The organism is Streptomyces sp. NPDC102274 (genome assembly GCF_044766385.1).
Lineage (GTDB): Bacteria > Actinomycetota > Actinomycetes > Streptomycetales > Streptomycetaceae > Streptomyces.
Map to the genome: position 1 here is coordinate 348766 of NZ_JBIWLW010000001.1, position 24640 is coordinate 373405.

A 24640-nucleotide genomic window follows, 5' to 3' on the forward strand; every position below is an offset into this window, starting at 1 on the left:
GGCGGCCTTCAGTGTTTTCCGGGTCCGGGCTTCGGACCGGAAGCGGGCCGTTCCTCCCCCTCCATCCGGAAGGAACACCGCAGATGTCCAACGGAACACCGCGGACGCTCGTCGCACGACTCCTGAACGACGACTGTCCGCCCTTCGCCCTGCTCCGCCGCCGCACCCCCGGCCGGGACCACGGCGTCGTGGAACTGCTGATCGGATCCGTGCACGAGGCCGGCCGGCTGGCAGAGCTGCCGGACGGCGCCGGCCCCTCGCTCGCCCTCGTGCCGTTCCGGCAGATCCGGGAGCGCGGCTTCGACGTACGGGACGACGGAACCCCGCTGGCCGTGCTGGTCGCGGACGAGACGTACGAACTGCCGCTCGCGGAGCTCCTCGCCCAACTGCCCGCCCATGACGTACGGGTCGAGGACGGCGCGTTCGACATCGACGACGAGCGGTACGCGGAGATCGTTCGGCGCGTGATCGAGGACGAGATCGGCCGGGGCGAGGGCGCGAACTTCGTCATCCGGCGGACCTTCGCGGGCCGTGTCCCCGGCTTCGGACGGGCCGACGCCCTCGCCCTCTTCCGGCGGCTGCTCGCCGGTGAGCGCGGCGCGTACTGGACGTTCCTCGTCCACACCGGCGAACGCACCCTGGTCGGTGCCAGTCCCGAGGTCCATGTCCGGATGAGCGGCGGGACCGTCGTGATGAACCCGATCAGCGGGACCTTCCGCTATCCGCCGGAGGGCCCGTCCCCGGAAGCGCTGCTGGAGTTCCTGGGCGACCGCAAGGAGACGGAGGAGCTCTCCATGGTCGTGGACGAGGAGCTGAAGATGATGTGCACCGTCGGCAACCGGGGCGGGGTGGTGGTCGGCCCCCGCCTCAAGGAGATGGCCCATCTCGCGCACACCGAGTACGAGTTGCGCGGCCGTTCGTCGCTCGATGTGCGCGAGGTGCTGAAGGAGACGATGTTCGCGGCGACGGTCACCGGCTCGCCCGTGCAGAACGCCTGCCGGGTCATCGAGCGCCATGAGGCCGGCGGGCGCGGCTACTACGGGGGCGCGCTCGCGCTCATCGGGCGGGACGCGGGCGGGGCGCAGACCCTCGACTCCCCCATCCTGATCCGCACCGCCGACATCGACCGCGACGGCGGGCTGCGCGTGCCGGTCGGGGCGACGCTCGTACGTCATTCGCGCCCGGAGAGCGAGGTCGCCGAGACTCACGCCAAGGCGGCGGGGGTGCTGGCGGCGCTCGGCGTACGGCCGGGCCGGCCGCGCGACGAGTCCACGCGCCCCCGGCTCGCCGACGATCCGAGGGTCCGGGCGGCACTGGACGCGCGACGCGCGGACCTCGCGCCGTTCTGGCTGAGGATGCGGACCGCGTCCGCGACGCTCACCGGGCACGCTCTGGTCGTCGACGGCGAGGACACCTTCACCGCGATGCTGGCGCATGTGCTGCGGTCGTCGGGCCTGGAGGTGACGGTGCGGCGCTACGACGAGCCGGATCTGCGCGCCGCCGTGCGCGGGCACGCGGGTCCGGTGGTGCTGGGGCCCGGCCCCGGCGACCCGGCGGACACGGCCGACCCGAAGATGCGGGTGCTGCGCGTGCTGGCGGCGGAGCGACTCGCGGGGCACGGGCCGGATGATCGGCGCGGGTCGCTCCACGGGCTGCTCGGGGTCTGCCTCGGGCATGAGCTGATCGCGGCCGAGCTGGGCCTGGAGACCGTACGCAAACGGGTGCCGTACCAGGGCGCGCAGACCCGGATCGACCTCTTCGGCCGGGAGGAGACGGTCGGCTTCTACAACAGCTTCACCGCGCGGTGCGACGACGCGGCGGCGGAGGAACTGGCGGCGCACGGGGTGGAGGTGAGCCGGGACGGGGCCGGTGGGGAGGTGTACGCGCTGAGGGGCGACGGGTTCGCGTCGGTGCAGTTCCACCCGGAGTCGGTGCTGACGCTGAATGGGGCGGGGGTGGTGACGGGGTTGCTGGCGGGAGTGACGGGGTCCCGGCGGGGCGCCTCGCGGGGGGTGGTGGACGCGGGCTGAGCTGTGGCGCGGGGCGCCGTCCGGCGGGGGGTACGGGGCGCCTCCGGCGGGGGGTACGGGGCGCCTCCGGCGGGGGGTACGGGGCGCCTCCGGCGGGGAGGGTGCGGGTGCGTGGTCGGCTGCCGGGGCCCGTGGCCTCCGGAGGTCCCTGTCCGGACTGCTATCCTCACCGCGCTCCGCGCGAGCTGCGACGCCTTACGTCCGGACACGCACCTCCTCCGACCCCGACCCCCTCCCCCCGGCGGTCGGCTCCCACTCGCCGCTCCGGCAACGGTGACCGGGCCGGGCGCGGGTCCGATGGCCGCCCAGCCTGACGCTCGGGGTGCTGGCTGGGGTGGGCCGCCGATCCGTTCCGGGTGCGGTCTTTCCGGCGGCGAGTGAGCCGAAGGGGCGCGTCGACGTCGAAAGGGAGAGCGCGCGGAGGTTCGTGAGGAACGAGCGAATCGAGCACGGTCGACCGTCGACGTCGGCACAAAGCGCCCCGGAGGCGAACCGAGCCCTCAAAAAAAGGGGGTCGCGTGGCGGCGCGGAGACGTTGGCGTTCAGGTCTGTCTTGTGCACCCCGCCCCACCCCGCCCCACGGCAGGCCGAGCCCTCAAAAACCCGCGCGGAACCGTCCGCGTTCAGGTCTGTCTGGTGCACCTCGGCCCGCCCCGCGGCGGGCCGAGGCTCTCGGCTAGCCGAAGAACACTCCGACCTCGTCGTACAGCTCCGGCTGGACCGTCTTGAGTTGGGCCGTGGCCTCGGAGATCGGGACGCGGACTATGTCCGTACCGCGCAGCGCGACCATCTTGCCGTAGTCGCCGTCGCGTACCGCCTCAATCGCGTGCAGGCCGAAGCGCGTGGCCAGCCAGCGGTCGAAGGCGCTTGGGGTGCCGCCCCGTTGGACGTGGCCGAGCACCGTCGTCCTGGCCTCCTTGCCCGTGCGGCGCTCGATCTCCTTGGCCAGCCATTCACCGATTCCCGACAGCCGGACATGGCCGAAGGAGTCCAGGGTGCCGTCCTTGAGGACCAGGTCGCCGTCCTTCGGCATCGCGCCCTCCGCGACGACGACGATCGGGGCGTACGACGCCTTGAACCGGGAGGTCACCCAGGCGCAGACCTGGTCGACGTCGAAGCGCTGCTCCGGTATGAGGATGACGTTCGCGCCGCCGGCCAGGCCGGAGTGCAGGGCGATCCAGCCCGCGTGACGGCCCATCACCTCGCAGACGAGGACCCGCATATGGGATTCGGCGGTGGTGTGCAGCCGGTCGATGGCCTCGGTGGCGATACCGACCGCGGTGTCGAAGCCGAAGGTGTAGTCCGTGGCCGAGAGGTCGTTGTCGATGGTCTTGGGTACGCCGACGCAGGGGATGCCGTGGCTGTCGGAGAGCCGGGCCGCGACCCCGAGGGTGTCTTCACCGCCGATCACGATCAGCGCGTCGACGCCGTGCGCGGCGAGGGTTTCCCTGATGCGGTGGATGCCGTCCTCGGCCTTGAGGGGGTTGGTGCGTGAGGAGCCGAGGATGGTGCCGCCGCGGGGCAGTATGCCGCGTACCGCTGGTATGTCGAGCCGTAGGGTGTCGTCGTCCAGCGGTCCTCGCCAGCCGTCCTTGAACCCGGTGAATTCGTAGCCGTATTCCTGGACACCCTTGCGTACGATGCCGCGGATGACCGCGTTGAGCCCGGGACAGTCGCCGCCCCCGGTCAGTACTCCGACGCGCATGGAAAACACTCCCCTTCGCCATCGATCGGGTACCCGGGCCACAGGAAGGGTGACTCAGGTCACTCCGGCATGGTGCGCAGGGTCAATTGCGTTACACCAGAGGGCGGATGAAGGCTTGTGGGGGGATTCTCCGCGGGGCGGGCCGGCTCAGATGTCGTCGAGGCCGCGTTCGATCGCGTACCGCACCAGCTCGACGCGATTGTGGAGTTGGAGCTTGCCGAGGGTGTTCTGCACATGGTTCTGCACGGTGCGGTGCGAGATGACCAGGCGTTCGGCGATCTGTTTGTACGAGAGGCCCTTGGCGACCAGCCGCAGCACCTCGGTCTCGCGCTCGGTCAGCTCCGGGGCCTTGGGTTCGTCGGGGGCGGCGGGCGGGGGCTCGGAGGCGAGTCTGCGGTACTCACCGAGCACCAGGCCCGCGAGGCCGGGGGTGAAGACCGGGTCGCCGGCGGCGGTGCGGTGTACGGCGTCGATCAGGTCTTCCGTACGGGCCGACTTGAGCAGATAGCCGGTGGCGCCGGACTTCACCGCTTCCAGGACGTCGGCGTGCTCGCCGCTGGCGGAGAGCACCAGGACGCGGAGTCCGGGGTGGGAGCCGACCAGTTCCTTGCAGACCTGGACGCCCGGCATACCGGGCAGATTGAGGTCGAGGACGAGCACGCGCGGGGTGGTGGCCTTGGCGCGGCGCACCGCCTGCGGGCCGTCCTCGGCCGTGGCGACCACCTCGAAACCGGCCGCGTCCAGATCGCGGGCGACGGCGTCGCGCCACATCGGGTGGTCGTCGACCACCATCACCCTGATCGGGTCCGTCTGTTCGCTCATCGCTGTGTCTCTCCCCGTGGAACCTTCAACTCGACTTCCGTGCCCTGTCCCGGCACCGAGATCAGCTCGGCCGTGCCGCCCAGGTCCCTCAGCCGGCCGCGGATCGAGAGGGCGACGCCGAGCCGGCCCTCCCCCTCGGCCTGGGCGAGGCGGCCCTCCGGGATGCCGGGGCCGTCGTCCCGTACGGTCACGATCACTTCGTCCGGCCACTCCTCGACCAGGATCCAGGCGTGGGCGTCGGTGCCCGCGTGTCTGCGGACATTGTCCAGGGCGGCACTGACAGCGGCCGCCAGTTCCTCGGCGGCGGCCGGCGGCAACAGTACCGGAGCACCCGGTTCCGAGAAGGTGATACGCGAACCGGCGTACGGCGCGAGGAGCGTGCGCAGGTCGCACGGCTCGTCGTCCTGGCCGGCCGTACGGGCCACCGTGTCCCGGGACGCGCGGGTGCCGGGCACCAGTCCGCTGGAGACCAGCGTGCGCAGGGCGATCTCCTGCTCCCCCGCCAGCCGGCCCAGTTCGGCGGCCTCACCGCCCAGCGCGGTACCGCGCCGCTGCACCATCGCGAGCACCTGGAGCACGCTGTCGTGGATGTCCCGGGCCAGCCGCTCGCGCTCCCGCGTCGCGGCCTCGATCTCCAGGGCGCGGGCGAGGGTGCGTTCGGAGGCGCGGGCGACCTCGACGACGTATCCGATGGCGATGGAGGCGACCCAGACGAGCAGGACGTTGTGGAGGGTGTCCCGGCTGGGGTGCACACGCTCGACGAGGTTGGCGACGGCGACGACGGAGGAGGCGACCGCGGCCCAGCGCCAGCCGCCCTTGACGGCGAAGGCGAGAACCGAGCCCGCGGCCCATATCGACGGCAGGGTGGGGCCGTCGATCCGCTGGGCATCGGTGTCGGCGAGCGGCGTGAGCAGGATGCCGGTGACCGCGACGGCCAGATCGGCGACCAGGAAGCGCTTGGTGCAGCTGACGGCGTTCGCCACTCTGGGAAGCGTGGCGAAGGTCCATACAGCCAGGAACGCGAGGAAACAGGCGGCGATCCAGGGGTGTTCGAACCGATCGCGCTGGAAGAAGAAGATCAGGACCGCGTAGACCATCGTCAGCGCGCGGTACGCGGTCAGCGCCCGCCACAGCGGTTGCTCCACGGACATCCGTACGACGCGCTCGCGCCTGGCCACTCGCCCCCCTTGTTCCTCCGCGGCCCGTTCGCCGGGTCACTCCCCGCCGGTGCCCGCCGCCTTCGCCGCTTCCGCGAGTTGACGCTTGGCCGCCGTCGCGTAGATGTCGACATACTCCTGGCCGGAGAGCTTCATGATCTCGTACATCACCTGGTCGGTGAGCGAACGCAGGATGAACCGGTCGCCCTCCATGCCCTGGTAGCGGCTGAAGTCCAGCGGCTCACCGATCCTGATCCCGGGACGCATCAGCTTCGGGACGACCTTGCCGGGCGGCTGGATCTTCTCCGTGTCGATCATGGCGACCGGGATGACCGGCGCGCCGGAGGCGAGCGCCACGCGTGCGAGGCCGCCGGGCTTGCCGCGGTAGAGACGGCCGTCGGGCGAGCGGGTGCCTTCCGGGTAGATACCGAAGAGTTCGCCCTTCGCCAGGACCTCGATGCCGCTCCGGATCGCGGCCTCGCCCGCGCCGCGCGCGCCCGAGCGGTCCACCGGCAGCTGTCCCACGCCCTTGAAGAAGGCGGCGGTGAGCCTGCCCTTCACTCCGGGCGATGTGAAGTACTCGGCCTTGGCGATGAAGGTGACCTTGCGGTCGAGCACGGCAGGGAGGAAGAACGAGTCGGAGAACGAGAGATGGTTGCTCGCGAGGATCGCCGGACCGTCGGCGGGAATGTTCTCCAGGCCCTCCACCCAGGGCCTGAAGGCAAGCTTCAGCGACCCTCCGATGGAGAACTTCATGGCGCCGTAGATCAACTCGAATGCCTCCTGTGTGCTGTCGCACCGACCTTAACCCGTGGGGCTGCCGCACTCTCCTTCATGGGTGCCCGACGGATCTGGTCGGTGTCGGTCCGGTCGCGTACGGTGAAGTACATCGTCCGATCCTCACGAACAGGAGACCCCGGTGCCGGTCCTTCCCGGAGCCGAGCCGTACCGCCATGAGGGCGGCGAGATCGGCGTCCTTCTCTGTCACGGATTCACCGGTTCCCCGCAGTCGCTGCGTCCGTGGGCCGAATTCCTGGCGGAGCGAGGGCTGACGGTATCGCTGCCACTGCTCCCCGGGCATGGCACCCGCTGGCAGGACATGCAGGTCACCGGCTGGCAGGACTGGTACGCGGAGGTGGACCGGGCGCTGCGGGAGCTGCGGGAGCGGTGCGCACAGGTCTTCGTCCTGGGGCTCTCGATGGGCGGGGCGCTGGCGCTGCGGCTGGCGGCCAAGCACGGCCGGGAGGTCAGCGGGGTCGTGGTGGTCAACCCCGGGATCAAGGTGCACGGAGCGGCGGCGCACGCGCTGCCCGTGATCCGTCATCTGGTCCCGACGACCAAGGGCCTGACGAGCGACATCGCCAAGGAGGGTGCGCGGGAGCTGGGTTACGACCGGGTGCCGCTGCACGCGGCGTACTCGCTGCGGAATTTCTTCCGGCTGGTGGACACGGCGCTGCCGCAGGTGACCCAGCCGTTGCTGCTGCTGCACAGCGCCGAGGACCATGTGGTGCCGCCCGCCGACTCGGCCAGGATCCTGTCCCGGGTCTCGTCGGTGGATGTCCGTGAGGTCTTGTTGGAACAGAGCTACCACGTGGCGACGTTGGACCATGACGCGGAGCGGATTTTCGAGGAGAGTCACGCGTTCATCGGCCGGCTCGCTCCGACTGTCGGGAAGAAGGGGAGCACCACCGGTGGCTGAGCATGACGCGGACCGCGAGCCGCAGCCGATCGACGAGGACGCGGCCTGGGCGGCGATCGTGGCCGGGTACGGCGAGGAGCCGGCGGATCCGCCGGGCGCCAAGCCGTTCAAGTCGGTGGACGATCAGGCCCTGAAGGAGAGCGAGCGGAACAGTACGGGCCCGGGTGCCGAGCCGGAATCCGCGGCTGCGGACAAGACGCTGGGCAAACCCCCCGAGAAGAAGCCGGAGCCGAAGGCCGAGAAGGAGCCGGATCCGGATCCGGAGGCCGAGGTCGGAAAGCCCGCGCTGGGCGGTTCGGTCGTCTTCGCGCCCGGCGTCGGCGGGCCGCGCGACTACCAGCTGGCCGAGCCGCGGGAGGACGACCTCGACGAGAGCGACGAGGGCCATTTCGTCCCGCCGGAGCCGCCGCCGCTGCCCGAGTCCGACGTGACGGCCAGATTCGCCTGGCTCGCGGTGATCGGCGGCCCGGTGCTGATGCTGGTCGCCGTCCTGCTGCGGTGGGACATGACGTGGTGGCTGAGCACGATCTGTATCGGCGGCTTCCTGGGCGGTTTCGTCACGTTGGTGGCGCGGATGAAGCAGGACGACGACGAGAGCGACGACCCGGGCCGGGGTGCGGTGGTCTGACGGCCCCGGCGGTTCAGGCCCTCTCGGGGGACGCCGGTACGCGGAGGGCGGCGAGCACCGGAAGGTGATCCGTCGCCGCCCTGAGGTCGGCCTCGTCGAGGCCCGGCAGACCGTGTGGCACCCCGCAGCCGAGCACCTCGATGCCGTGCGTGGCGAAGATCGCGTCGATGCGCCGGAGCGGGTGCTCGGCGGGCGAGGTGTACTCGCCGCCCCATGGCGCGAGGGTCCAGCAGTCCTGGAGTTCCCCGGCCAGCAGCCGGAAACCGCGGCCGGTGGGGCGGTCGTTGAGGTCCCCGGCGACGATCGTGTGCGGCACGTCCATGGCCTTGAGCCGGTCGATCACCATCCCCGCCTGCGCGTGCCGCTCGTCGGCCCTGAGGCTCAGATGGCAGCTGAGCAGCCCGATCCGGGCGCCCGCGATCCGTACCACCGCCGTCGCGAAACCCCGCCGGTGCAGACCCGGGGTGAGCGGCAGCAGGATGTCCTCCGTCCGCTCGACCGTCGCGCGCAGCGAGCAGAGCAGCAGCGGCCCCGCCGCGGTGGCGCCGCCGCTGAGCACCACGAGATCGGTGTGCGCCGCCAGCCAGGCCGCGCGTTTGCGCCAGCGGAAGAACCGCGGTGCCTCCTGGACGAGGACCAGATCGGGCGCACAGGCCCTGATCACCCGGGCCAGCGCCTCGTTGTCGTCGCGCATGGACCGGATGTTGTAGCTGAGCACCCGGATCACCGCCGAACCATCCGGCTCGGTACGGGAGTCGGGCAGCGTGGGCATCGCCATGCCGCCAAGATATCGACAGGCGGGGACGGCCGTACGCGGCGACACCGGCAAGGCCCCCGGACATGACGGCGCCCGCCGCACCGAGGACACGGTGACGACGGGCGCGCTCGCCGTGTGCGAGAGGTCCCGCCCGCCCTGGGGACGGACGGCGCTCCTTCTCGCACACGGCCCGGTCAGCCCTGTCGGGCCAGGTCCGCGGCTCCCACCAGCCCGGCCTCGCCGCCCAGTTGGGCCGCGAGCACCTGCGCGTGCGGGCGCCACTCACCACCGATCAGCCAGCGCCGGAAGGACTTGCGGATCGGGTCGAGGACCAACTCGCCCTCGTCCGACACCCCGCCGCCGACGATGAACGCGGACGGGTCGAAGAGCGAGGCCAGATCGGCGAGACCGGCACCCGCCCAACGGGCCAGTTCGCGGAAGGAGTCGATGGCGACGGGGTCACCGGCGCGGGCCGCCGCGCTGATGTGCCTGCCCTCGATACCCTCCGGGGTGCCGTCGCCGAGACCGAGCAGCGTCCCGGCGTTCTCCGGCGTCGCGTTGGCGCGCTGCCTGGCGTACCGGACGAGAGCACGCCCTGACGCGTACTGCTCCCAGCAGCCCTGGCTGCCGCAACCGCACAGCAGCCCGTCGGGGACGACCCGGATGTGCCCGAACTCGGCGGCCACACCGAAGCGTCCGCGGCGCAGCTTGTTGCCGATGATGATGCCGCCGCCGAGCCCCGTGCCGAGCGTGATGCAGATGACGTCGTCGTGGCCCTGCCCGGCGCCGAACCTGTACTCGCCCCAGGCCGCGGCGTTGGCGTCGTTCTCCACGACGACCGGCAGTCCGATCCGCTGCTCGACCTTGTCCTTGAGCGGTTCGTGACGCCAGTTGATGTTCGGCGCGAAGAGGACGGTCGCGCGCTTGTCATCGACATAGCCGGCGGCGCCGATGCCGACGGCCTCGATCTGGTGCCCCTCGCCGGCACCGGAGACCGCGGCGCAGATCGCGTCCACGATGCCTTCGGCGGTCGGCGGAGTGGGTACCTTGTGCGTTTCCAGGATGGTGCCCTCTTCGTCGACCACGCCGGCCGCGATCTTCGTGCCGCCGATGTCGACGCCGATGGTGAGTCCCATGTGTCCCTCAGTTTTCGGTCGAGCCCCGCTTGGGCCAACCGTACCCGAGGGCGGGCGCCGGCCCGGCCGGTCCTGCCGTGGGTACCGCTGTCGCTCCGGTGATCAGTCCAGGTCGATCCGACCGTCCGGACCAGGCCCTTCGTCCCTCGGGTCGGTGGGATCGCCGGCCTTCTCCGTCTCCCGTACGGCGCCGGTCGGCGGAGGCGTCCCCTGGGTCCAGCGGGCTTCCTGGGACTCGACGGCGGAGCGGTAGGCGGCGAGCAGTTCATTGCCCGCGGCGGCGAGATGGTCGAAGACGCCGGGGTTGCGCTCGATGACCGGCTCGACGGCTGCCTTGGCCTGGTTGATGAACTGCTGTACGGCGCCCTGCGCGGCCATGCCGAACAGCGGGCCCGGCAGCGCGGAGACCTTGTCGGCGACGGCGTCGACCAGCTTGCGCAGTTCCTCGGTGGCGGAGCCTGGCTGCGGCCCGTACGTCGCGCGGCGGCGCTCCTTCTCGGCCTCCAGATCCTCGGCGCATGCCGTGGCCCAGGCGTCGGAGTCGGCGGCGGGGCGCTCGGTGGCATCGCTCATGCGGCACTCCTGCGTCAGTGACAGGGTCTTCCGCCACGGGACAGCGGAAGGGTTCGTACCTTCGACGGTACCCGAACGGAGGTACGTCGTTCAGTGTGCGCGCGGCCACAGGTCGGGGTCGGGGGTGAATCTCACCCGCAGCACGCCGTCCGTGAGGGCCGCGCCGGTGACCGTGCAGCGGCGCAGCGCGGACGGCAACGGAACGATTCGGCGGAACGGGCCGACGGTGAGCAGGAGTTCGTCGTCCCTGCGTACCAGCGCCAGTTCGCTCTTGACCGCTCCGGGCAGTGGCAGGCACCAGACGAACAGATTCTCCTCGGCGAGCCGGTCCTCGACCGGCCAGGGGTCTTCGACGGGGCTCCCGGCGGTCGCGCCCTCCGGCGCGCTGTCGAGAAGGGCGAGGTCGTCGGGGCCGCGCGGGTCGCGGCCCAGATGACCCACCGGGTGGACGGGCGTCCCGGGCGGCCATTCTTCGTGCCACGCGTCCAGGCACTTGCGCTGCTGGGCGACGAGCGTCGCGAGCCAGGGGTCCGCGGCGTCGCCGGGCAGTATCCGGTTGGCCACGAGCGCGTCGACGCGCAGTCCGTGGAGCGCGATCCCGGTGCGGGCGACGCGCAGGGCCTCGGCCGCGGCGGGCCCCGGCTCGGCGACCAGCCGCAGGGTCGTGCCGGGGTCCTCGACGAGCGACTGGACGGCGGCCAGTTCGGCGTCCCACCGGGCGGCCGTCTCGTACAGCCACTGCACGGGCATGGGTATCCCGGCGAGCTGGGCCATCACCGGGCGCAGCGCGCGGGCGGCCTGCCGTTCCCGGGGCAGCAGCCGGCGCAGATAGCGGCGCAGTTGCTCGGGCAGGGCGAGCAGGGCCAGGGCGTCGCGCAGCGGCGGAAGGTCGACGACGAGGAGGTCCCAGTCGCCGGCCGCGGCCCGGCGCAGTGCGTGCAGCAGGGCGGACTGTTCGCTGCCCGGCAGTTCGGTGAGTTCCTCACCGGCCAGCTTGCGGGCGCCGAGCAGTTCGAGCGCGGTGGCGGCCCGCTCCTGGAAGGAGAGCGTCTCCGTACGGAAGTGGGCGCCGGAGTCGACGCGCGCGGCCCACAGGCCGTCCCGTACCGGAGCGGGGTCGTCCGGCGGGCCGGCCGGCGTTCCGAAAAGATCGCCGAGCGGGTGGGCGGAGAGCAGCAGAACACGTCCGCCGGGCCGGGCGGCGGCGAGCGCGGTGGCGGCGGCGATGGTCGTACGGCCCGCCCCGCCGGGGCCGGTGACGAGGACCGTACGCATCGGCGTCAGGCTCCGGGGACGGATTCGACGCGCTTCTTGAGGCCCGCGAGGGCCCGGTCGATGATGACCTTCTCGGCCTTGCGCTTGATCATGCCGAGCATCGGGATCTTGACGTCGACGGTCAGCCGGTAGGTGACCTCGGTGCCCGAGCCGGCCGGCGCCAGCAGGTACGAGCCGTCGAGGGCGCGCAGCATCTGGGACTTCACCAGCGTCCAGCTGACCTCGTTGTCGCCGGTCCAGGTGTAGGCGAGGGTGTGGTCGTCCTTGATCGCTCCGGCGTCCAGCACCAGCCTGACCTGCTCGGCACGGCCCCGGCTGTCGGTGGCCAGCACCTCGGCCTCCTTCACCTCGCCGGTCCAGTCGGGGTAGCGGTCGAAGTCGGCGATCACGCCCATGACGTCGGCCGGTGCCGCCTCGATCGTGATGCTCGAACTGGTGTGTTCCGCCATCGCCGTGCTCCTCCGGTGCTGGGGCTGTCCCGGCTTCTGGATGTGTGTGGTGCAGGCTATCGCGAGTGCGCCGCTCACCATTCCATCGCCCACGGCCGCCCGGTCGACGCGAAGTGCCCCACGTTCACGCACTCCGTGGCGCCGATACGCATCCGGCGGGCCAGCGGCTGATGGACATGTCCGAACAGCGAGAACCGCGGCTTCGTACGGCGGATGGCGTCCAGCAGCGCGGTGCTGCCGCGCTCGAAGCGGCGGGCGACCGTGTCGTACGTCAGCTCGGGCACGTCGGGCGGAATGTGCGAGCACAGCACATCCACCTCGCCGAGCGCCTCGACCTTGGCCGCGTACTCCTCGTCGGAGATCTCGTACGGGGTGCTCATGGGGGTGCGCAGCCCGCCGCCGACGAAGCCGAAGACCCGGCCGCCCAGCTCCACCCGCTCACCGTCCAGCACGGTGGTGCCCGGCCGCGCGTACTCCCGCCAGAGACCCGGGATGTCGACATTGCCGTACGTCGCGTACGTCGGGGCGGGGAACGCCGCGAACAACTCGGCGTACTGGCGCCGCACGCCCTGCTCGATCGCGGTCCTCGGGTCGAGCCCGAGCCCTGCCCACAGCTCCCGGCCGAACTCCCGGGCCTCGTCGAAGCGGCGGGCGGTGCGCAGCGCCACGATCCTGTCGGCGTTCTCGACGCCGAAGAGGTCGGGGAAGATACCGCGCGAGTGGTCCGCGTAGTCCAGGAAGAGGACGAGGTCACCGAGGCAGAGCAGGGCGTCCGCGCCGTCACCCGCCGTCGCGAGACCCCGTGCGTTCCCATGGACATCACTGATCACATTGACTCGCATACCTCGCATGACGATCACCCTAGAACTCCGATTCCGCCCTCGGTAGAGGGCCCGACCTGCGGTTCCTTCCGTGGTGACCGCGGTGTCGGCGGGGTGGACTACTCTGCGCGAAGTACCGCACAGTACGTGTGACGCACGGAACATCTGGCCGGAACCCTCTATCGGTACGTCAGTACCGATGGGTAACGTCCGGGGCAGTCCAGTCGTGCTCGCCCCACCGAGCACCTGCCCGATCTTGGACCGCAGCCGGCGCGCGCACAGCCGCGGCGCCGGCGCCCGATGAGGAGCAGCAGTCTTGCGCGAGTTCAGCCTTCCGGCCCTGTACGAGGTCCCTACGGACGGCAATCTGACGGATCTCATCCGCCGCAATGCCGCGCAGCACCCCGATGTCGCCGTCCTGGCCCGCAAGGTGGCCGGCGCCTGGACGGACGTCACCGCCACCCAGTTCCTCGCCGAGGTACGGGCCGCCGCCAAGGGCCTGATCGGGGCGGGCATCCAGCCCGGCGACCGGGTCGCGCTGATGTCCCGTACCCGCTTCGAATGGGTCCAGCTCGACTTCGCGATCTGGAGCGCCGGCGCGGTCACCGTCCCGGTGTACGAGACCAGCTCGGCCGAGCAGGTGCAGTGGGTCCTCGCCGACTCGGGCGCCGTCGCGGCGATCGTGGAGAGCGCGGAGCACGCCGCGGCGGTGGAGTCGGTACGGGACGGCCTCCCCGGTCTGCGGAACGTCTGGCAGATCGACAACGGCGCGGTCGCGGAACTGACCGCCGCCGGCGCCGGGATCACGGAAGCGACCGTCGACGAGCGCGCCGCGACCGCGAAGGCCGACGACCCGGCGACCATCGTCTACACCTCGGGCACGACCGGCCGCCCCAAGGGCTGTGTGCTGACACACCGCAGCTTCTTCGCGGAGTGCGGCAACGCGGTGGAACGCCTCAAACCCCTCTTCCGCACGGGCGAGTGCTCCGTGCTGCTCTTCCTCCCCGCCGCGCATGTCTTCGGGCGGCTCGTCGAGGTGGCGGCCGTGATGGCACCGATCAAGCTCGGCTGCCTGCCGGACATCAAGAACCTCACCGACGACCTGGCGACCTTCCGGCCGACGCTGATCCTCGGAGTCCCCCGCGTCTTCGAGAAGGTCTACAACTCCGCCCGCGCCAAGGCCCGGGCGGACGGCAAGGGCCGGATCTTCGACAAGGCCGCGCACACGGCGATCGCGTACAGCCGCGCGCTGTCCACCCCGCAGGGCCCGTCCCTCGGCCTGAGGATCCGGCACAAGATCTTCGACAAGCTCGTCTACGGCAAACTCCGCGCCGTCCTCGGCGGACGCGGTGAGTACGCGATCTCCGGCGGCGCCCCGCTGGGCGAGCGGCTGGGCCACTTCTACCGGGGCATCGGCTTCACGGTGCTGGAGGGTTACGGCCTCACCGAATCCTGCGCGGCCACCGCCTTCAATCCGTGGGACCGTCAGAAGATCGGCACGGTCGGCCAGCCCCTGCCGGGCTCGGTCATCCGGATCGCCGACGACGGCGAGGTCCTGCTCCACGGCGAGCACCTGTTCACCGGCTACTGGAACAACCCCGAGGCGACGGCCGAGGCCCTCGCCGACGGCTGGTTCCACACCGGCGACATCGGCGCGCTCGACGAGGACGGCTATCTCTCGATCACCGGCCGCAAGAAGGAGATCCTGGTCACCGCCGGCGGCAAGAACGTCGCCCCGGCCGTGATCGAGGACCGCATCAGGGCGCACGCGCTGATCGCGGAGTGCATGGTCGTCGGCGACGGCCGCCCGTTCGTGGGCGCGCTGATCACCCTGGACGAGGAGTTCCTGACCCGCTGGGCCAGGGACCACGGCAAACCCTCCGACGCGACACCGGCGACGCTGCGGCTGGACCCGGAGCTGCTGGCGGAGGTGCAGCGGGCGGTGGACGAGGGGAACGCGGCGGTGTCGAAGGCGGAGTCGGTACGGAAGTTCCGGGTGCTGACGCGGCAGTTCACGGAGGAGGCGGGGCACATCACGCCGTCACTGAAGCTGAAGCGCAACGTAGTGGCCAAGGATTTCGCCGACGAAATCGAAGCGATTTATCGGGGCTGAGTTTTGGCCGGGGCCGGTGGTCCGGTGCGGGCCGGTGGTCAGGGGTGCGGTCGTCTTCGGCGGGGGCCGGTGGTCGGGTGCGGGTCCGTGTGGGTGCGCGCGTGGTCTTCGGCCGAGGCCGGTTTCCGGGTGCGGGTCCGTCGTGGTGCCGGGGGCCGGGGCCTCCGGCACCAGCCGTACGAAACCGCAACCCGCACCCGCACAGCGCCGCGCCGCGCCGCGTCAAAGCAACGAACGGAGCCGCGACGCCAGCAGGTCCCAGCGCCACCTCTCCTCCACCCAGTCCCGCCCCCGCTCCCCCATCCGCCGCCTCAGCTCCGCGTCCCCCAGCAGCGCCACCACCCGCTCCGCCGTTTCCGCCGACGCCACCTCCCGCGGCCCGCCACGCACCACCCATCCCGTCTCCCCGTCGAGCACCGCGTCCGGCGCCCCGCCCGAGTCGCCCGCGATCACCGGGAGCCCCGTCGCCGACGCCTCCAGGTAGACGATGCCCAGGCCCTCGACGTCGAGGCCGCCGCGCCGGGTGCGGCACGGCATCGCGAAGACGTCGCCCGCGCCGAAGTGGGCGGGCAGTTCCGACCAGGGGACGGCGCCGGTGAAGCGTACGGAGTCGGCCACGCCCGTGCCGGCCGCCAGCTTCCGCAGCGTCCCCTCGTACGGTCCGCCGCCCACGATCAGCAGCACGGTGTCCGGCACCCGCGCCAGGATCGCGGGCAGCGCGAGGATCAACGTGTCCTGGCCCTTGCGCGGGACCAGCCGGGAGACGCAGACCACCACGGGCCGGTCCGCGAGGCCGAGCCGTTCGCGGACGGCCTTGCCGCCCGAGCCCGGGTGGAAGGTCTTCTCGTCGACGCCGGGCGGCAGTTGGACCATGCGCGCGGCGGCCTCCGGGGTGAGCGCGGCGGCTATGCGCGAGCGCGTGTACTCACCGAGGTAGGTGATCGTGTCCGTGCCCTCGCCGATGCGCCGCAGCAGCTGCCGGGAGGCGGGCAGCTGGGCCCAGCCGGCCTCGTGGCCGTGCGTGGTGGCGACCAGGCGCCGGGCGCCGGCCGCGCGCAGGGCGGGGGCCATCAGGCCGAGCGGGGCCGCCGCGCCGAACCAGACCGACTCGCAGCCGTGCTCGCGCAGCAGCCCGGTGGCTCTGCGGGTGACGCGCGGGGTCGGCAGCAGCATCGTCGTACGGTCGCGTACGACGGTGAACGGCTGCTCCGCGTCGAACGCCGCCGTCGCCTCCGCGCCCTCGCGCCCGCGCTTCCAGGTGGAGGCGTAGACGACGAGCCGCTCGGGGTCCAGACGGAGCGCCATGTTGTGCAGGAACGCCTGGATGCCGCCCGGCCTGGGCGGAAAGTCATTGGTCACGATCAATGTCTTGTGCATCGCCGCAGACAGTACCCAACGCACCGGCGGCCCCGCCTTGTGGCTCCCGCACAGCCCCGCCCGGCATCATGACTTCCGCGATCATACGATTCGGACGAGGATGAGGCGGTCATGGCGGGCGCGCATGGCACACGGTTCCCGGTCGCGGTGTGGGCCCTCACCAGAGCGGCGCTGCTGCTCTGCGTCTTCAAGGTCGTCACGCTGCCGGGGCCCGACGTCACCGGCGATGTCGCGGTGATCTACCACGGCTGGTACGAGGTGCTCAAGACCGGCACATATCCGCTGGACGATGTGACCTGGCAGTATCCGCCGGCCGCGGCGCTGGCGATCCTCTCGCCGGCGGTACTGCCGTTCCTCGGCTACGCCTCCGCCTTCTTCGTGCTGGCGCTCCTCTGTGACGCGATGGCCTTCGGGCTGCTGCTGTACGCGGGCCGGCGGACCGGCCGGTCCATGGGGGGCGCGTGGGTGTGGGTGGTGGGGGTGCCGCTGCTGGGTCCGACGGCGTACGCGCGTTACGACCTGATGGTGACGGCGGTGGCGATCGCCGCCCTGCTCGCCGGGGTGCGCAGGCCGCGGCTGATGGGGGCGCTCGCCGGGTTCGGCGCGCTGCTGAAGGTGTGGCCGGTCCTGCTGCTGGTGGGCACCCCGCGCGGCCGGGCCACCCGGCGGTCCTGGGCGACGGCCACGGCGGTGGCGGCCGCGCTGGTCGTGGTCTGTACCGCCGCGATGCCCGGGGCGCTGGCGTTCCTCACCTTCCAGCGCGACCGGGGCACCGAGGTCGAGTCGCTGGGCGCGCTGGTCTTCCAGGTGGCGAGGCATTACGGCTGGAAGGGGAGCGTTCTGCTCAACTACGGTTCCGTGGAATTCGTCGGGCCGTATGTCCCGCTGGTCAGCAACGCCGCGCTGGCGCTGACCCTACTGGCCTTCGGCTGGCTGCTGGTGTGGCGGCTGAGGGCGCGCGGGTTCGGCGCGGGCACGCCGTACGACGCGGCGTTCGCCGCCGTGCTGCTGTTCACCACCACGAGCCGGGTGATCAGTCCGCAGTACATGCTCTGGCTGGTCGGTCTCGCGGCCGTCTGTCTGACGCTGCGGGCGAGCCGGATGGCCCTGCCCGCGTGGCTGGTGGTGGCCGCGACCGCCGTGACGCTGCTCGAATTCCCGCTGCTGTTCTCGCATGTGGTGGCCGGCGACCCGATGGGCATCCTGTTGCTGGCCGTACGGAACGGGCTGCTGGTCGCGGCGACCCTGACCGCCTGTGTGCGGCTGTGGCGGGGTACGGTCGCCGGGCCCCGGCGGCGCGACGGGGACGCGCTCGCGGTCAGGCCAGACGTTGACGCACAAAGTCGCGCCAACGTGCCGTGAGGTCCTCCGGCGTGGTGGACAGCACGTCGTGGGCCGCCTCCTCCACCGCTCCCGCGCGCCCCGGGTGCGCGCCGACCGCCCGGTAGAAGTCGGTCAGCCGCCGCTCGCCCCAGTCCCGGGCGATCAGCTCGCAGGCCAGCCAGCCGCCCTCGTAGGAGCGGGCCAGCCGGTCGGCGTCGCCGCCGAAGGCGAACTCCTCGTCGGACGGCAGCTGTGCGGGCGTCTCCCCGCGGCGGACGGCACGCTGGAGTTCGGGGGCGATCTTGCCCGCCGTCCGGTCCGTACCCCGGTACGCGACCCAGTCGGCGAAGCCCTCCGAGAGCCAGGCCGGGGTGGCGGCCGAGGTGGCGGCGCGGGTCGCGACATGGGTGGTCTCGTGGGTGAGGACGATCCGCTGACCGTGGGCGCTGAGGGCGTCGTACGCCTCGGGGTTCACCACGATCCGGTCGGAGGGCGCCGCGCTCGGGGAGCCGACCTCGCCGGTGGTGACGGCCGCGATGCCCCGGTATCCGGCCGCGGGCGCTCCCAGCAGCCCTGCCATGGATTCCAGGGAGTCCGGCACGAGCAGCACCACGCGGCCAGCCCACGGGCCCGGCCAGGCGCCGTCCACGGCGGGTACGGCCCGGTCCGCGGCGGCCGCGATCCCGCGCAGCCGCGCGTCGGCCGCCTCACCGGCCCCGACGCCGAGGACGAGGCTGCGGGCGCCGCGTAGGGCCCGTACCTCGCCCTGCTGCCAGAGCTGTGGGGTGCCGCCCGTGCCCGGCCGGTCCCCGGTCACGTACCAGCGCCCCCCGCTCTCCTCCAGCGTCAGCGTGCGGGGGGTGGAGACCGGCGCGGTGTCGTAGCCGGCGATGCGGTGGCGCAGTTCGGCCCGGACGGTGGCCCGGTCGCCGGAGCGTTCGACGTCGGTGAGGTCGTACGTCCAGGAGCCGAGCGGCACGTCCGCGAGGTTCTCGAACTCCTCGCGCGCGGTGGCGCGCAGGGTCCGCGCGGAGGGGGCGAGGACGGCGAGATACGCGTCCTCGTCCCGGTCCATCACGGCCGCGGCCCGGCGCTCCAGGGTCCGCCCGATCGCGTCGGTGGCGGTGTCGGGGGCCTTCTCGGGGGCCGTGCAGCCCGCCGCCAGCAGCAGCGCGAGGAGCCACGGCACGGCCGTACGTCCCCACGCGCCGTGCCGTCCCGCCGCGGTACGCGCCCGACCTGCCACGCCGACGATCGTACGGGGTGGCCCCGAGGCCCTCGTCCGGATCAGACGCGCGTGACCGACGAGACCGGCATCATGCCGACCGGGTCGTAGCGCACCGAGGCTCCGGGGTACGGGGCGTGGATCACCTGACCGTTGCCCACGTACATGCCGATGTGGCTGGCGTCGTCGCGGTACGCCACGAGGTCACCGGGGCGCGCGGCGGAGAGCGGGACCTGCCGGCCCGCGTACCGCTGCGCCTGGGAGGTGCGCGGCAGTCCGACGCCCGCCTGCGCGTACGACCACTGGGTGAGCCCCGAACAGTCGAAGCCGGAGGGCCCGTTGGCGCCCCAGACGTAGGGCCGGCCCACCGCGTTCTGGGCGGCGTTCACCGCCGCGGCGGCGCGCGCCGAGGCCGGTGCGCCGCCGGAGAGCGCGGAGCCCTCGCCACGGTCGGAGCGTGAGGCCCGGTCGTAGGAGTCGCGCTCGGCGGTGGGCAGCGAGTCGAGCAGCCGCCGCGCCTCGGCGAGTTTGCGTTCGACGGTGCGCTTGTGCCGGGATACGGCGGCTCTGCTGCGCTCCAGCTCGGTGAGGTCGTGGGCGGCTTCCATACGCACCTGTCCCAGCCTCCGCTGGGCCTGCTGGAGTTCTCTCAGGGTGCCGGACTGGCGGGCGCCGACCCGGTCCAGGACGGAGGCCTTGTCGAGATAGCTGTCGGGGTCGGAGGAGAGCAGCAGGGCGAGGGCCGGGTCGAGGCCGCCCGAGCGGTACTGGGCGCCGGCGAGTGAACCGAGCGCTCCGCGCATCGTGTTGACGCGCTGCTGGCCGCGGGCGGCGCTGTCCTGCGCCTGGTCGACCAGGCCGCGCAGCCGTCCCGCCTGTTCACTGGCCTTGTTGTACAACTCGGTGGCCTTCTCGGCCTGTTCGTAGAGCCGGTCGACCTTGGCGCGAGTGGCCTCCGGCGTCTGCTGCGGGTCCGCGCCCGCGGGGGCGGCTCCGAGCGCCGCCGCGGCAGTGGCCGCCGCGGCGGACACTGCGATGGCGCTGCCGCGGGCGCCGAGGCCCAGTCCGGGCTGTGAGGGGCGGCGATGGGACACCACAGGAAGCCGCACTTCCTTCCGCTGTACGCACTGACGCAGCCCCTGCCGCCCGACGGGCGGACCGCTGGCCGGAGCTGCGCGCAGCAGACAGTAGCCGTGCGACCACGGAGCGACCAACGACCGCCCCGCGCACACAAAGTGGCGCCCCGCCGGAGACCACAAGGTCATCGGCGGGGCGCGGCGTCAGCGTGCGTAGCGGGAATTCGCCCGAATGGGCGGGTGTCAGCGGCCGTCAGCCGATCCGGACACCGAACTGGAAGGGCATGTTGTTGATGGACTCGTAGCGCACGCTGGCACCGGGCTTGGGGGCGTGCAGCACCTGGCCGTTGCCCGCGTAGAAGCCGACGTGGTGCAGGTCGCCGTAGAAGAAGACCAGGTCGCCCTGCTGGAGCTGGCTCATCCCGATGCGCGCGCCGTCGTTGGCCTGGGCCTGGGAGGTGCGGGATATCCCGACGCCGGCCTGCGCGTACGCCCAGGAGGTCAGTCCGGAGCAGTCGAACGAGCTGGGGCCGCTGGCGCCGTACACGTACGGGGTGCCGATCTTGCTCTGGGCGGCGGCGAACGCGGCGGAGGCACGCTGCGAGGCGGGCACGGAGTTGCCGAGGTCGGGGCGCGAGGAGGTGCCGCCGTCGCGGCTGGCACGGGACTCGTCCTCCGCGACGAGCGCGGCGCGCTCCTGCGCGGTGAGCGTGTTGAGCAGCTTCTGCGCCTCGGCGAGCTTGGCCCGGACCGCGTCCTTCTGCTCGCCGAGCTGCTTACGGGTTTCCGCGAGGTCCTTGACCTTGCCCTGGGCCTCCTGGCGCTGCTGCGCGAGGGTCCGCTGCTTGGACTGGATCTGCTGGAGCGTGTCGGCCTGCTTGGCGCTGATCTGGTCGAGCGTGGACGCCTTCTCCAGGTAGCTGTCCGGGTCCGAGGAGAGGAACAGCTGTACGGCCGGGTCGATGCCGCCGGTGCGGTACTGGGCGCTGGCCATCGAACCGAGGCCGTCGCGCAGGTTGTTGAGCTCGTCCTGGCCGCGGGCGACCTTGTCCTGGATGGCGTCGACCTGCTTTTCGAGCTTGCCCTGCGCCTCCTTGGCCCCGTTGTACTTCTCGGTGGCCTTCTCCGCGTCCTCGTAGAGCTTGTCGACCTTCTCCTTGACGTCTTCCTTGCTCGGCTTCGGCTCGGCGGCCTGGGCGGCCTGGGAGCTGAGAGCGACGGCAGCGGCGGCGGTAGCGGTGAGCACGGTCACACGGGCGCGGCTCGGCTGCTTGGGTCGACGGTGGGACGCCACGGAGGCGAGCTCCTTCTTCCTCAGCCGCCTACCGGGCCATGGGGGACGTAGAAGCCCCGGCTTCCTGCGTCGACCCCTCCAGCGAACTGGACCGAACCGGGCCGAACTGCACGAAATCGGCGGTTCCTTCGCTGCCACCCCGGATGGATGATCAACCGCGCGAAGGTTCGAGGCCTGACCTTAGTGACCTTCTCGTGATCAGTTCAAATCCTTCCAAGGAAAAAGTCCGTCAGGACGCACATAATTTACAGACACCACACAGGCAGTCATGGACATTTGACGCTGCGCTGCGACAACAGGCGATCAATTCGGTCATTGTTCGCACGAGTTGACCAGCGTCACAAGAGGGATCAGGCGCGCGAAAGCCGCTTCAGCAGCAAGGCGGAGGCGACCGGTCGGGCACCGGCCCTGGCGACCCCGTCCGCGACCTCCCGGTCGGTGGAGACCACGACCACGGGCCGGCCGGGCGGCTCGGCCCTGACGAGCTGGCGGATCAACTCGTCCGCCGTCACGCCCGCTTTGGAGAACAGCACCCGCACCCCGCGCGGCGGGGCGAGCAGCACCGGCGCCGCCAGCTCGGCGCCGTCGAAGACACAGGTCATCTCCGCGCCCGTCTGCGCCGCGAGCATGGCCAGCCCGCCCAGCAGCCGCAGCCGCTGCTTCTCCAGCGGCATCGTCGGATAGCCGGTCTTGGTGACGTTGTAGCCGTCCACGATCAGATGCGCCTGCGGCAGCGCGAGCAGCTGGTCGAGCAGCGCGGGATCGGTCTCGGAGAGCGCGCGGGCCGCCACATCCTTGGGAGACATACGGCCGGGCTCGACCGCGTCGACCGTGTCCGCGGGGCGGGCGGCAGCGGGCGGCAGCGCCAGCTCGCGCCGCAGCCCCTGCGCCGACTCCAGCACCGTGTCCAGCAGCAGCCGCAGCCGCATGTCCTCCACCGAGCGGCCCTCACGGGCGGCCCGGCGGCTCGCCTCGACGGCCGCCTCCGCCTCACCGAGACGCGCCCTGATCCGGCGCGTCTCACTCTCCGCGGCGGACACCTGCGCCGCGGACTCGGCCCGGAACGCCTCGGACTCCGCGTTCGCGCGGCGCAGCGCGGCCTCGCCCCGCTTCACATCGCTCTGGGCGCTGCGCAGCTTGCGATGGAGCGATTCGGTCTCCTTGCGGGCCGCCTCCAGCTCCGTACGCAGCCGTTCGGTCTCGCTCTTCGTCAGGGCCCTGGCGACGGCCAGCTCCTCACGGAGCCGCTCCAGCTCGCGCCGGGTCTCCACGCCGGCCCGCTCGGCGTCCGCCCGCTGGGCCTCCTCGCCCGCGGCGGCCACCAGCTTCACCCACCCCGGGGGTCTGAGGACATACGCGGCGGCGGCGACATCGACGGGATCGGCGGCGGCGGGCGGCGAGCCCGCCTCCAGGGCCGCGGCCAGTTCGGGCTGGGACTGGCCGATGCGCTCCCCGATCCGCTGCCGGAACACCGGGTCGCTCTCCAGGGCGGCGGCCATCGCGTTTCCCGCGAACTTCGCCCGTCTGTTCGGGGTGAACCGGGCGTACTGCCGCAATGGCGCGGGGAGTTCGGTGACGGTCAGCCCGCCGAAGGCGTCGGAGACCAGCGCGACGACGCGGCGCCGTACTCCGTCCGGGAGCGGGCGGTCGAGCGCCTCCGCGGCGTCACCGCCGGCCGCACCGGACGGCTCAGCACCGCTCGCGGGCTGCTCCACGATCCGTCACCCCATCTACCCCTTTCGGGCGGCTCCGTCAGGAACCGGCCCCCGGCCTGTCCACCAGTTCGATCTGGTCCACGGCGTTGCACCAACGGCACCGCACCGACTCGATGGTCTCACTGACCACCTCGCGCTCCTCGACCTTCGGCTCCCCTGCCAGGTCCAGATGGACGTACTCGACGGTCTTCGCGGAGCGGGTCACATCGAAGCGCGTGAGATTGCCGCACAGCGTGCAGCGCCACCGGGTAGCGGCCGTCGGCCGGGGAACCGTCGTCATCGTCGCCGTCCTCTTTTCGTCGATTCCGTCGATTCCGTCGATCCTCGGTGCGGTGTCCCGCGGTGCGCCGTCGAAACGCGGATATCCAGAAACACGTAGGTGATGCCAGCAACCCTACGGCCTGGCGGCCCCTGCAGGGGGCGGCGAGGCGCTCTGTACCAGTGGGTCCCGGTACGCAATGCTCTGTCCATGATCAAGTGGCGGACGGCGGCCGGCGGCCCAGTGGTGACCTACGGACTCATCGGCCTCTGCTGTCTGGTCTTCCTGGTCAGCCCGCTGTCGGGGTTCAATCCGGGGTACGGGAAGGGGGACACGCTCCTCGCGACCCAGAGCGCGTATTTCGAACGGTGGGGCGTCATCCCGGTCAATCTGCTGCGCGGCACCCCGCACGCCCTGCTCACCCCGCTCACCGCGCTCTTCGTCCACGGCAGCTGGCTGCATCTGCTGGGGAACATGCTCTTCCTGTATGTCTTCGGGGCGATGGCCGAGGAGCGGATGGGCCGGGCGCGGTTCGCGCTCTTCTATCTCGCCGTCGGCTACTTCGCGCTGTTCGTGTACGCGGCGGCCAACGCCGACTCGGACCAGACGCTGGTGGGGGCCTCGGGCGCGATCTCAGGGGTGCTCGGCGCCTTCCTCTACCTCTTCCCCAGAGCCCGGGTCACCAGCCTCTTCCCGTTTCTGCTCTTCCTGCCGCTGCGCTTCCCCGCCTGGATGGTGCTGATCTTCTGGTTCGCGCTCCAGTGGGCGGCGGCACAGGGCGCGGAGGCCGGTCCCGGGGTCGCCTATCTCGCGCATGTGGTGGGGTTCGGCACGGGCTTCCTCTACACCTGGGTGCGGTACTGGCGTACCGATAGAGTGAAAGACCAAACCGCGGCCACCGAGGGAGAACGCCAACCGTGATCACCGCGATCGTGCTCATCAAGACCAGCGTCGACCGGATCCCCGAGATCGCGGAGTCGATCGCCGCCCTCGACAGCGTCAGCGAGGTCTTCTCGGTCACCGGTACGTACGACCTGATCGCCATGGTCCGGGTCTCCAAGCACGACGATCTGGCGGATGTGATCCCCGGCCGGATCAGCAAGATCGAGGGCGTCGAGGCCACGGACACGCATGTGGCGTTCCGTACGTACTCCCAGCACGACCTCGAAGCCGCCTTCGCCATCGGACTCGACGCGTAGGGCCCCG

General features: G+C 71.8%; 23 protein-coding genes. 7 read left to right on the plus strand and 16 right to left on the minus strand.

Features of this window, described 5'->3' with window-relative positions; translation table 11 throughout:
* Nucleotides 1–83: 83 nt before the first annotated feature.
* Nucleotides 84–2030, plus strand: a complete 1947-nt coding sequence (locus ACIRQP_RS01595) for an anthranilate synthase family protein (RefSeq protein WP_403881684.1) — start codon at nucleotides 84–86, stop codon at nucleotides 2028–2030.
* 676 nt (nucleotides 2031–2706) lie between these two features.
* On the opposite strand, the gene ACIRQP_RS01600 is transcribed toward ACIRQP_RS01595, so the two are convergent.
* From ACIRQP_RS01600 to ACIRQP_RS01615, 4 genes are all read right to left on the minus strand, one after another.
* Nucleotides 2707–3735, minus strand: a complete 1029-nt coding sequence (locus ACIRQP_RS01600) for a 6-phosphofructokinase (RefSeq protein WP_403881687.1) — start codon at nucleotides 3733–3735, stop codon at nucleotides 2707–2709.
* 147 nt (nucleotides 3736–3882) lie between these two features.
* On the minus strand, nucleotides 3883–4557 hold the full coding sequence (locus tag ACIRQP_RS01605; RefSeq protein ID WP_403881690.1) for a response regulator: 675 nt from the start codon (nucleotides 4555–4557) through the stop codon (nucleotides 3883–3885).
* Entirely contained in the window at nucleotides 4554–5735 is a 1182-nt protein-coding gene (macS, locus tag ACIRQP_RS01610; RefSeq protein WP_403881693.1) for a MacS family sensor histidine kinase, read from the minus strand. The genes ACIRQP_RS01605 and macS overlap by 4 nt, the downstream gene beginning before the upstream one ends.
* Before the next feature lie 36 nt (nucleotides 5736–5771).
* A complete protein-coding gene (locus ACIRQP_RS01615; protein ID WP_403881695.1) occupies nucleotides 5772–6485 on the minus strand; it encodes a lysophospholipid acyltransferase family protein in 714 nt (237 codons plus the stop codon).
* A gap of 148 nt (nucleotides 6486–6633) precedes the next feature.
* On the opposite strand from ACIRQP_RS01615, the gene ACIRQP_RS01620 reads away from it, so the two are divergent.
* Together ACIRQP_RS01620 and ACIRQP_RS01625 are read left to right on the plus strand one after the other, a co-directional pair.
* A complete protein-coding gene (locus tag ACIRQP_RS01620; RefSeq protein WP_403881698.1) occupies nucleotides 6634–7413 on the plus strand; it encodes an alpha/beta hydrolase in 780 nt (259 codons plus the stop codon).
* Nucleotides 7406–8041, plus strand: a complete 636-nt coding sequence (locus ACIRQP_RS01625) for a hypothetical protein (protein ID WP_403881700.1) — start codon at nucleotides 7406–7408, stop codon at nucleotides 8039–8041. The genes ACIRQP_RS01620 and ACIRQP_RS01625 overlap by 8 nt, the downstream gene beginning before the upstream one ends.
* A 13-nt stretch (nucleotides 8042–8054) precedes the next feature.
* Here the strand turns inward: ACIRQP_RS01625 and ACIRQP_RS01630 are convergent, their stop codons facing one another.
* From ACIRQP_RS01630 to ACIRQP_RS01655, 6 genes are all read right to left on the minus strand, one after another.
* On the minus strand, nucleotides 8055–8819 hold the full coding sequence (locus ACIRQP_RS01630) for an endonuclease/exonuclease/phosphatase family protein (protein WP_403881703.1): 765 nt from the start codon (nucleotides 8817–8819) through the stop codon (nucleotides 8055–8057).
* A gap of 173 nt (nucleotides 8820–8992) precedes the next feature.
* Nucleotides 8993–9934, minus strand: coding sequence for an ROK family glucokinase (locus ACIRQP_RS01635; protein ID WP_403881706.1), 942 nt, complete (start codon nucleotides 9932–9934; stop codon nucleotides 8993–8995).
* 102 nt (nucleotides 9935–10036) lie between these two features.
* Complete coding sequence (locus tag ACIRQP_RS01640) at nucleotides 10037–10507, minus strand: DUF5304 domain-containing protein (RefSeq protein WP_403881709.1); 471 nt, start codon at nucleotides 10505–10507, stop codon at nucleotides 10037–10039.
* A 90-nt stretch (nucleotides 10508–10597) separates the two neighbouring features.
* Nucleotides 10598–11782, minus strand: coding sequence for an ArsA family ATPase (locus ACIRQP_RS01645; RefSeq protein WP_403881712.1), 1185 nt, complete (start codon nucleotides 11780–11782; stop codon nucleotides 10598–10600).
* Nucleotides 11783–11787: 5 nt separating this feature from the next.
* On the minus strand, nucleotides 11788–12231 hold the full coding sequence (locus ACIRQP_RS01650) for an SRPBCC family protein (RefSeq protein WP_403881715.1): 444 nt from the start codon (nucleotides 12229–12231) through the stop codon (nucleotides 11788–11790).
* A gap of 74 nt (nucleotides 12232–12305) precedes the next feature.
* Complete coding sequence (locus tag ACIRQP_RS01655) at nucleotides 12306–13073, minus strand: metallophosphoesterase (protein ID WP_403882122.1); 768 nt, start codon at nucleotides 13071–13073, stop codon at nucleotides 12306–12308.
* Nucleotides 13074–13368: 295 nt separating this feature from the next.
* On the opposite strand from ACIRQP_RS01655, the gene ACIRQP_RS01660 reads away from it, so the two are divergent.
* Nucleotides 13369–15165: an AMP-dependent synthetase/ligase gene (locus ACIRQP_RS01660; protein ID WP_403881718.1), complete on the plus strand. Its 1797-nt coding sequence runs from the start codon at nucleotides 13369–13371 to the stop codon at nucleotides 15163–15165.
* Between the two features lie 222 nt (nucleotides 15166–15387).
* Here ACIRQP_RS01660 and ACIRQP_RS01665 read toward each other — a convergent pair whose 3' ends face one another.
* Nucleotides 15388–16542, minus strand: a complete 1155-nt coding sequence (locus ACIRQP_RS01665; protein ID WP_403881721.1) for a glycosyltransferase family 4 protein — start codon at nucleotides 16540–16542, stop codon at nucleotides 15388–15390.
* A 111-nt stretch (nucleotides 16543–16653) separates the two neighbouring features.
* On the opposite strand from ACIRQP_RS01665, the gene ACIRQP_RS01670 reads away from it, so the two are divergent.
* The gene (locus tag ACIRQP_RS01670) at nucleotides 16654–17904 is read left to right on the plus strand and encodes a glycosyltransferase 87 family protein (protein WP_403881724.1); all 1251 of its coding nucleotides are present in this window, start codon (nucleotides 16654–16656) and stop codon (nucleotides 17902–17904) included.
* Here the strand turns inward: ACIRQP_RS01670 and ACIRQP_RS01675 are convergent.
* The 5 genes from ACIRQP_RS01675 to ACIRQP_RS01695 form a co-directional block, all read right to left on the minus strand.
* Nucleotides 17861–19111, minus strand: coding sequence for a hypothetical protein (locus ACIRQP_RS01675; protein WP_403881727.1), 1251 nt, complete (start codon nucleotides 19109–19111; stop codon nucleotides 17861–17863). The two genes, ACIRQP_RS01670 and ACIRQP_RS01675, sit on opposite strands and share 44 nt — an antisense overlap.
* A gap of 41 nt (nucleotides 19112–19152) precedes the next feature.
* Nucleotides 19153–20187, minus strand: coding sequence for an NlpC/P60 family protein (locus ACIRQP_RS01680; protein ID WP_403881730.1), 1035 nt, complete (start codon nucleotides 20185–20187; stop codon nucleotides 19153–19155).
* 232 nt (nucleotides 20188–20419) lie between these two features.
* Nucleotides 20420–21460 carry an NlpC/P60 family protein gene (locus ACIRQP_RS01685; protein ID WP_403881733.1) on the minus strand — a complete coding sequence of 347 codons (1041 nt, stop codon included), beginning with the start codon at nucleotides 21458–21460 and terminating at the stop codon, nucleotides 20420–20422.
* Nucleotides 21461–21810: 350 nt separating this feature from the next.
* The gene (locus ACIRQP_RS01690) at nucleotides 21811–23175 is read right to left on the minus strand and encodes an NYN domain-containing protein (RefSeq protein ID WP_403881735.1); all 1365 of its coding nucleotides are present in this window, start codon (nucleotides 23173–23175) and stop codon (nucleotides 21811–21813) included.
* A gap of 37 nt (nucleotides 23176–23212) precedes the next feature.
* Nucleotides 23213–23455 carry a hypothetical protein gene (locus ACIRQP_RS01695; RefSeq protein WP_403881737.1) on the minus strand — a complete coding sequence of 81 codons (243 nt, stop codon included), beginning with the start codon at nucleotides 23453–23455 and terminating at the stop codon, nucleotides 23213–23215.
* 189 nt (nucleotides 23456–23644) lie between these two features.
* Between ACIRQP_RS01695 and ACIRQP_RS01700 the strand changes: the two genes are divergently transcribed.
* Together ACIRQP_RS01700 and ACIRQP_RS01705 are read left to right on the plus strand one after the other, a co-directional pair.
* A complete protein-coding gene (locus ACIRQP_RS01700) occupies nucleotides 23645–24355 on the plus strand; it encodes a rhomboid family intramembrane serine protease (protein ID WP_403881740.1) in 711 nt (236 codons plus the stop codon).
* The gene (locus ACIRQP_RS01705; RefSeq protein WP_403881743.1) at nucleotides 24352–24633 is read left to right on the plus strand and encodes an Lrp/AsnC family transcriptional regulator; all 282 of its coding nucleotides are present in this window, start codon (nucleotides 24352–24354) and stop codon (nucleotides 24631–24633) included. The genes ACIRQP_RS01700 and ACIRQP_RS01705 overlap by 4 nt, the downstream gene beginning before the upstream one ends.
* Nucleotides 24634–24640 lie beyond the last annotated feature (7 nt).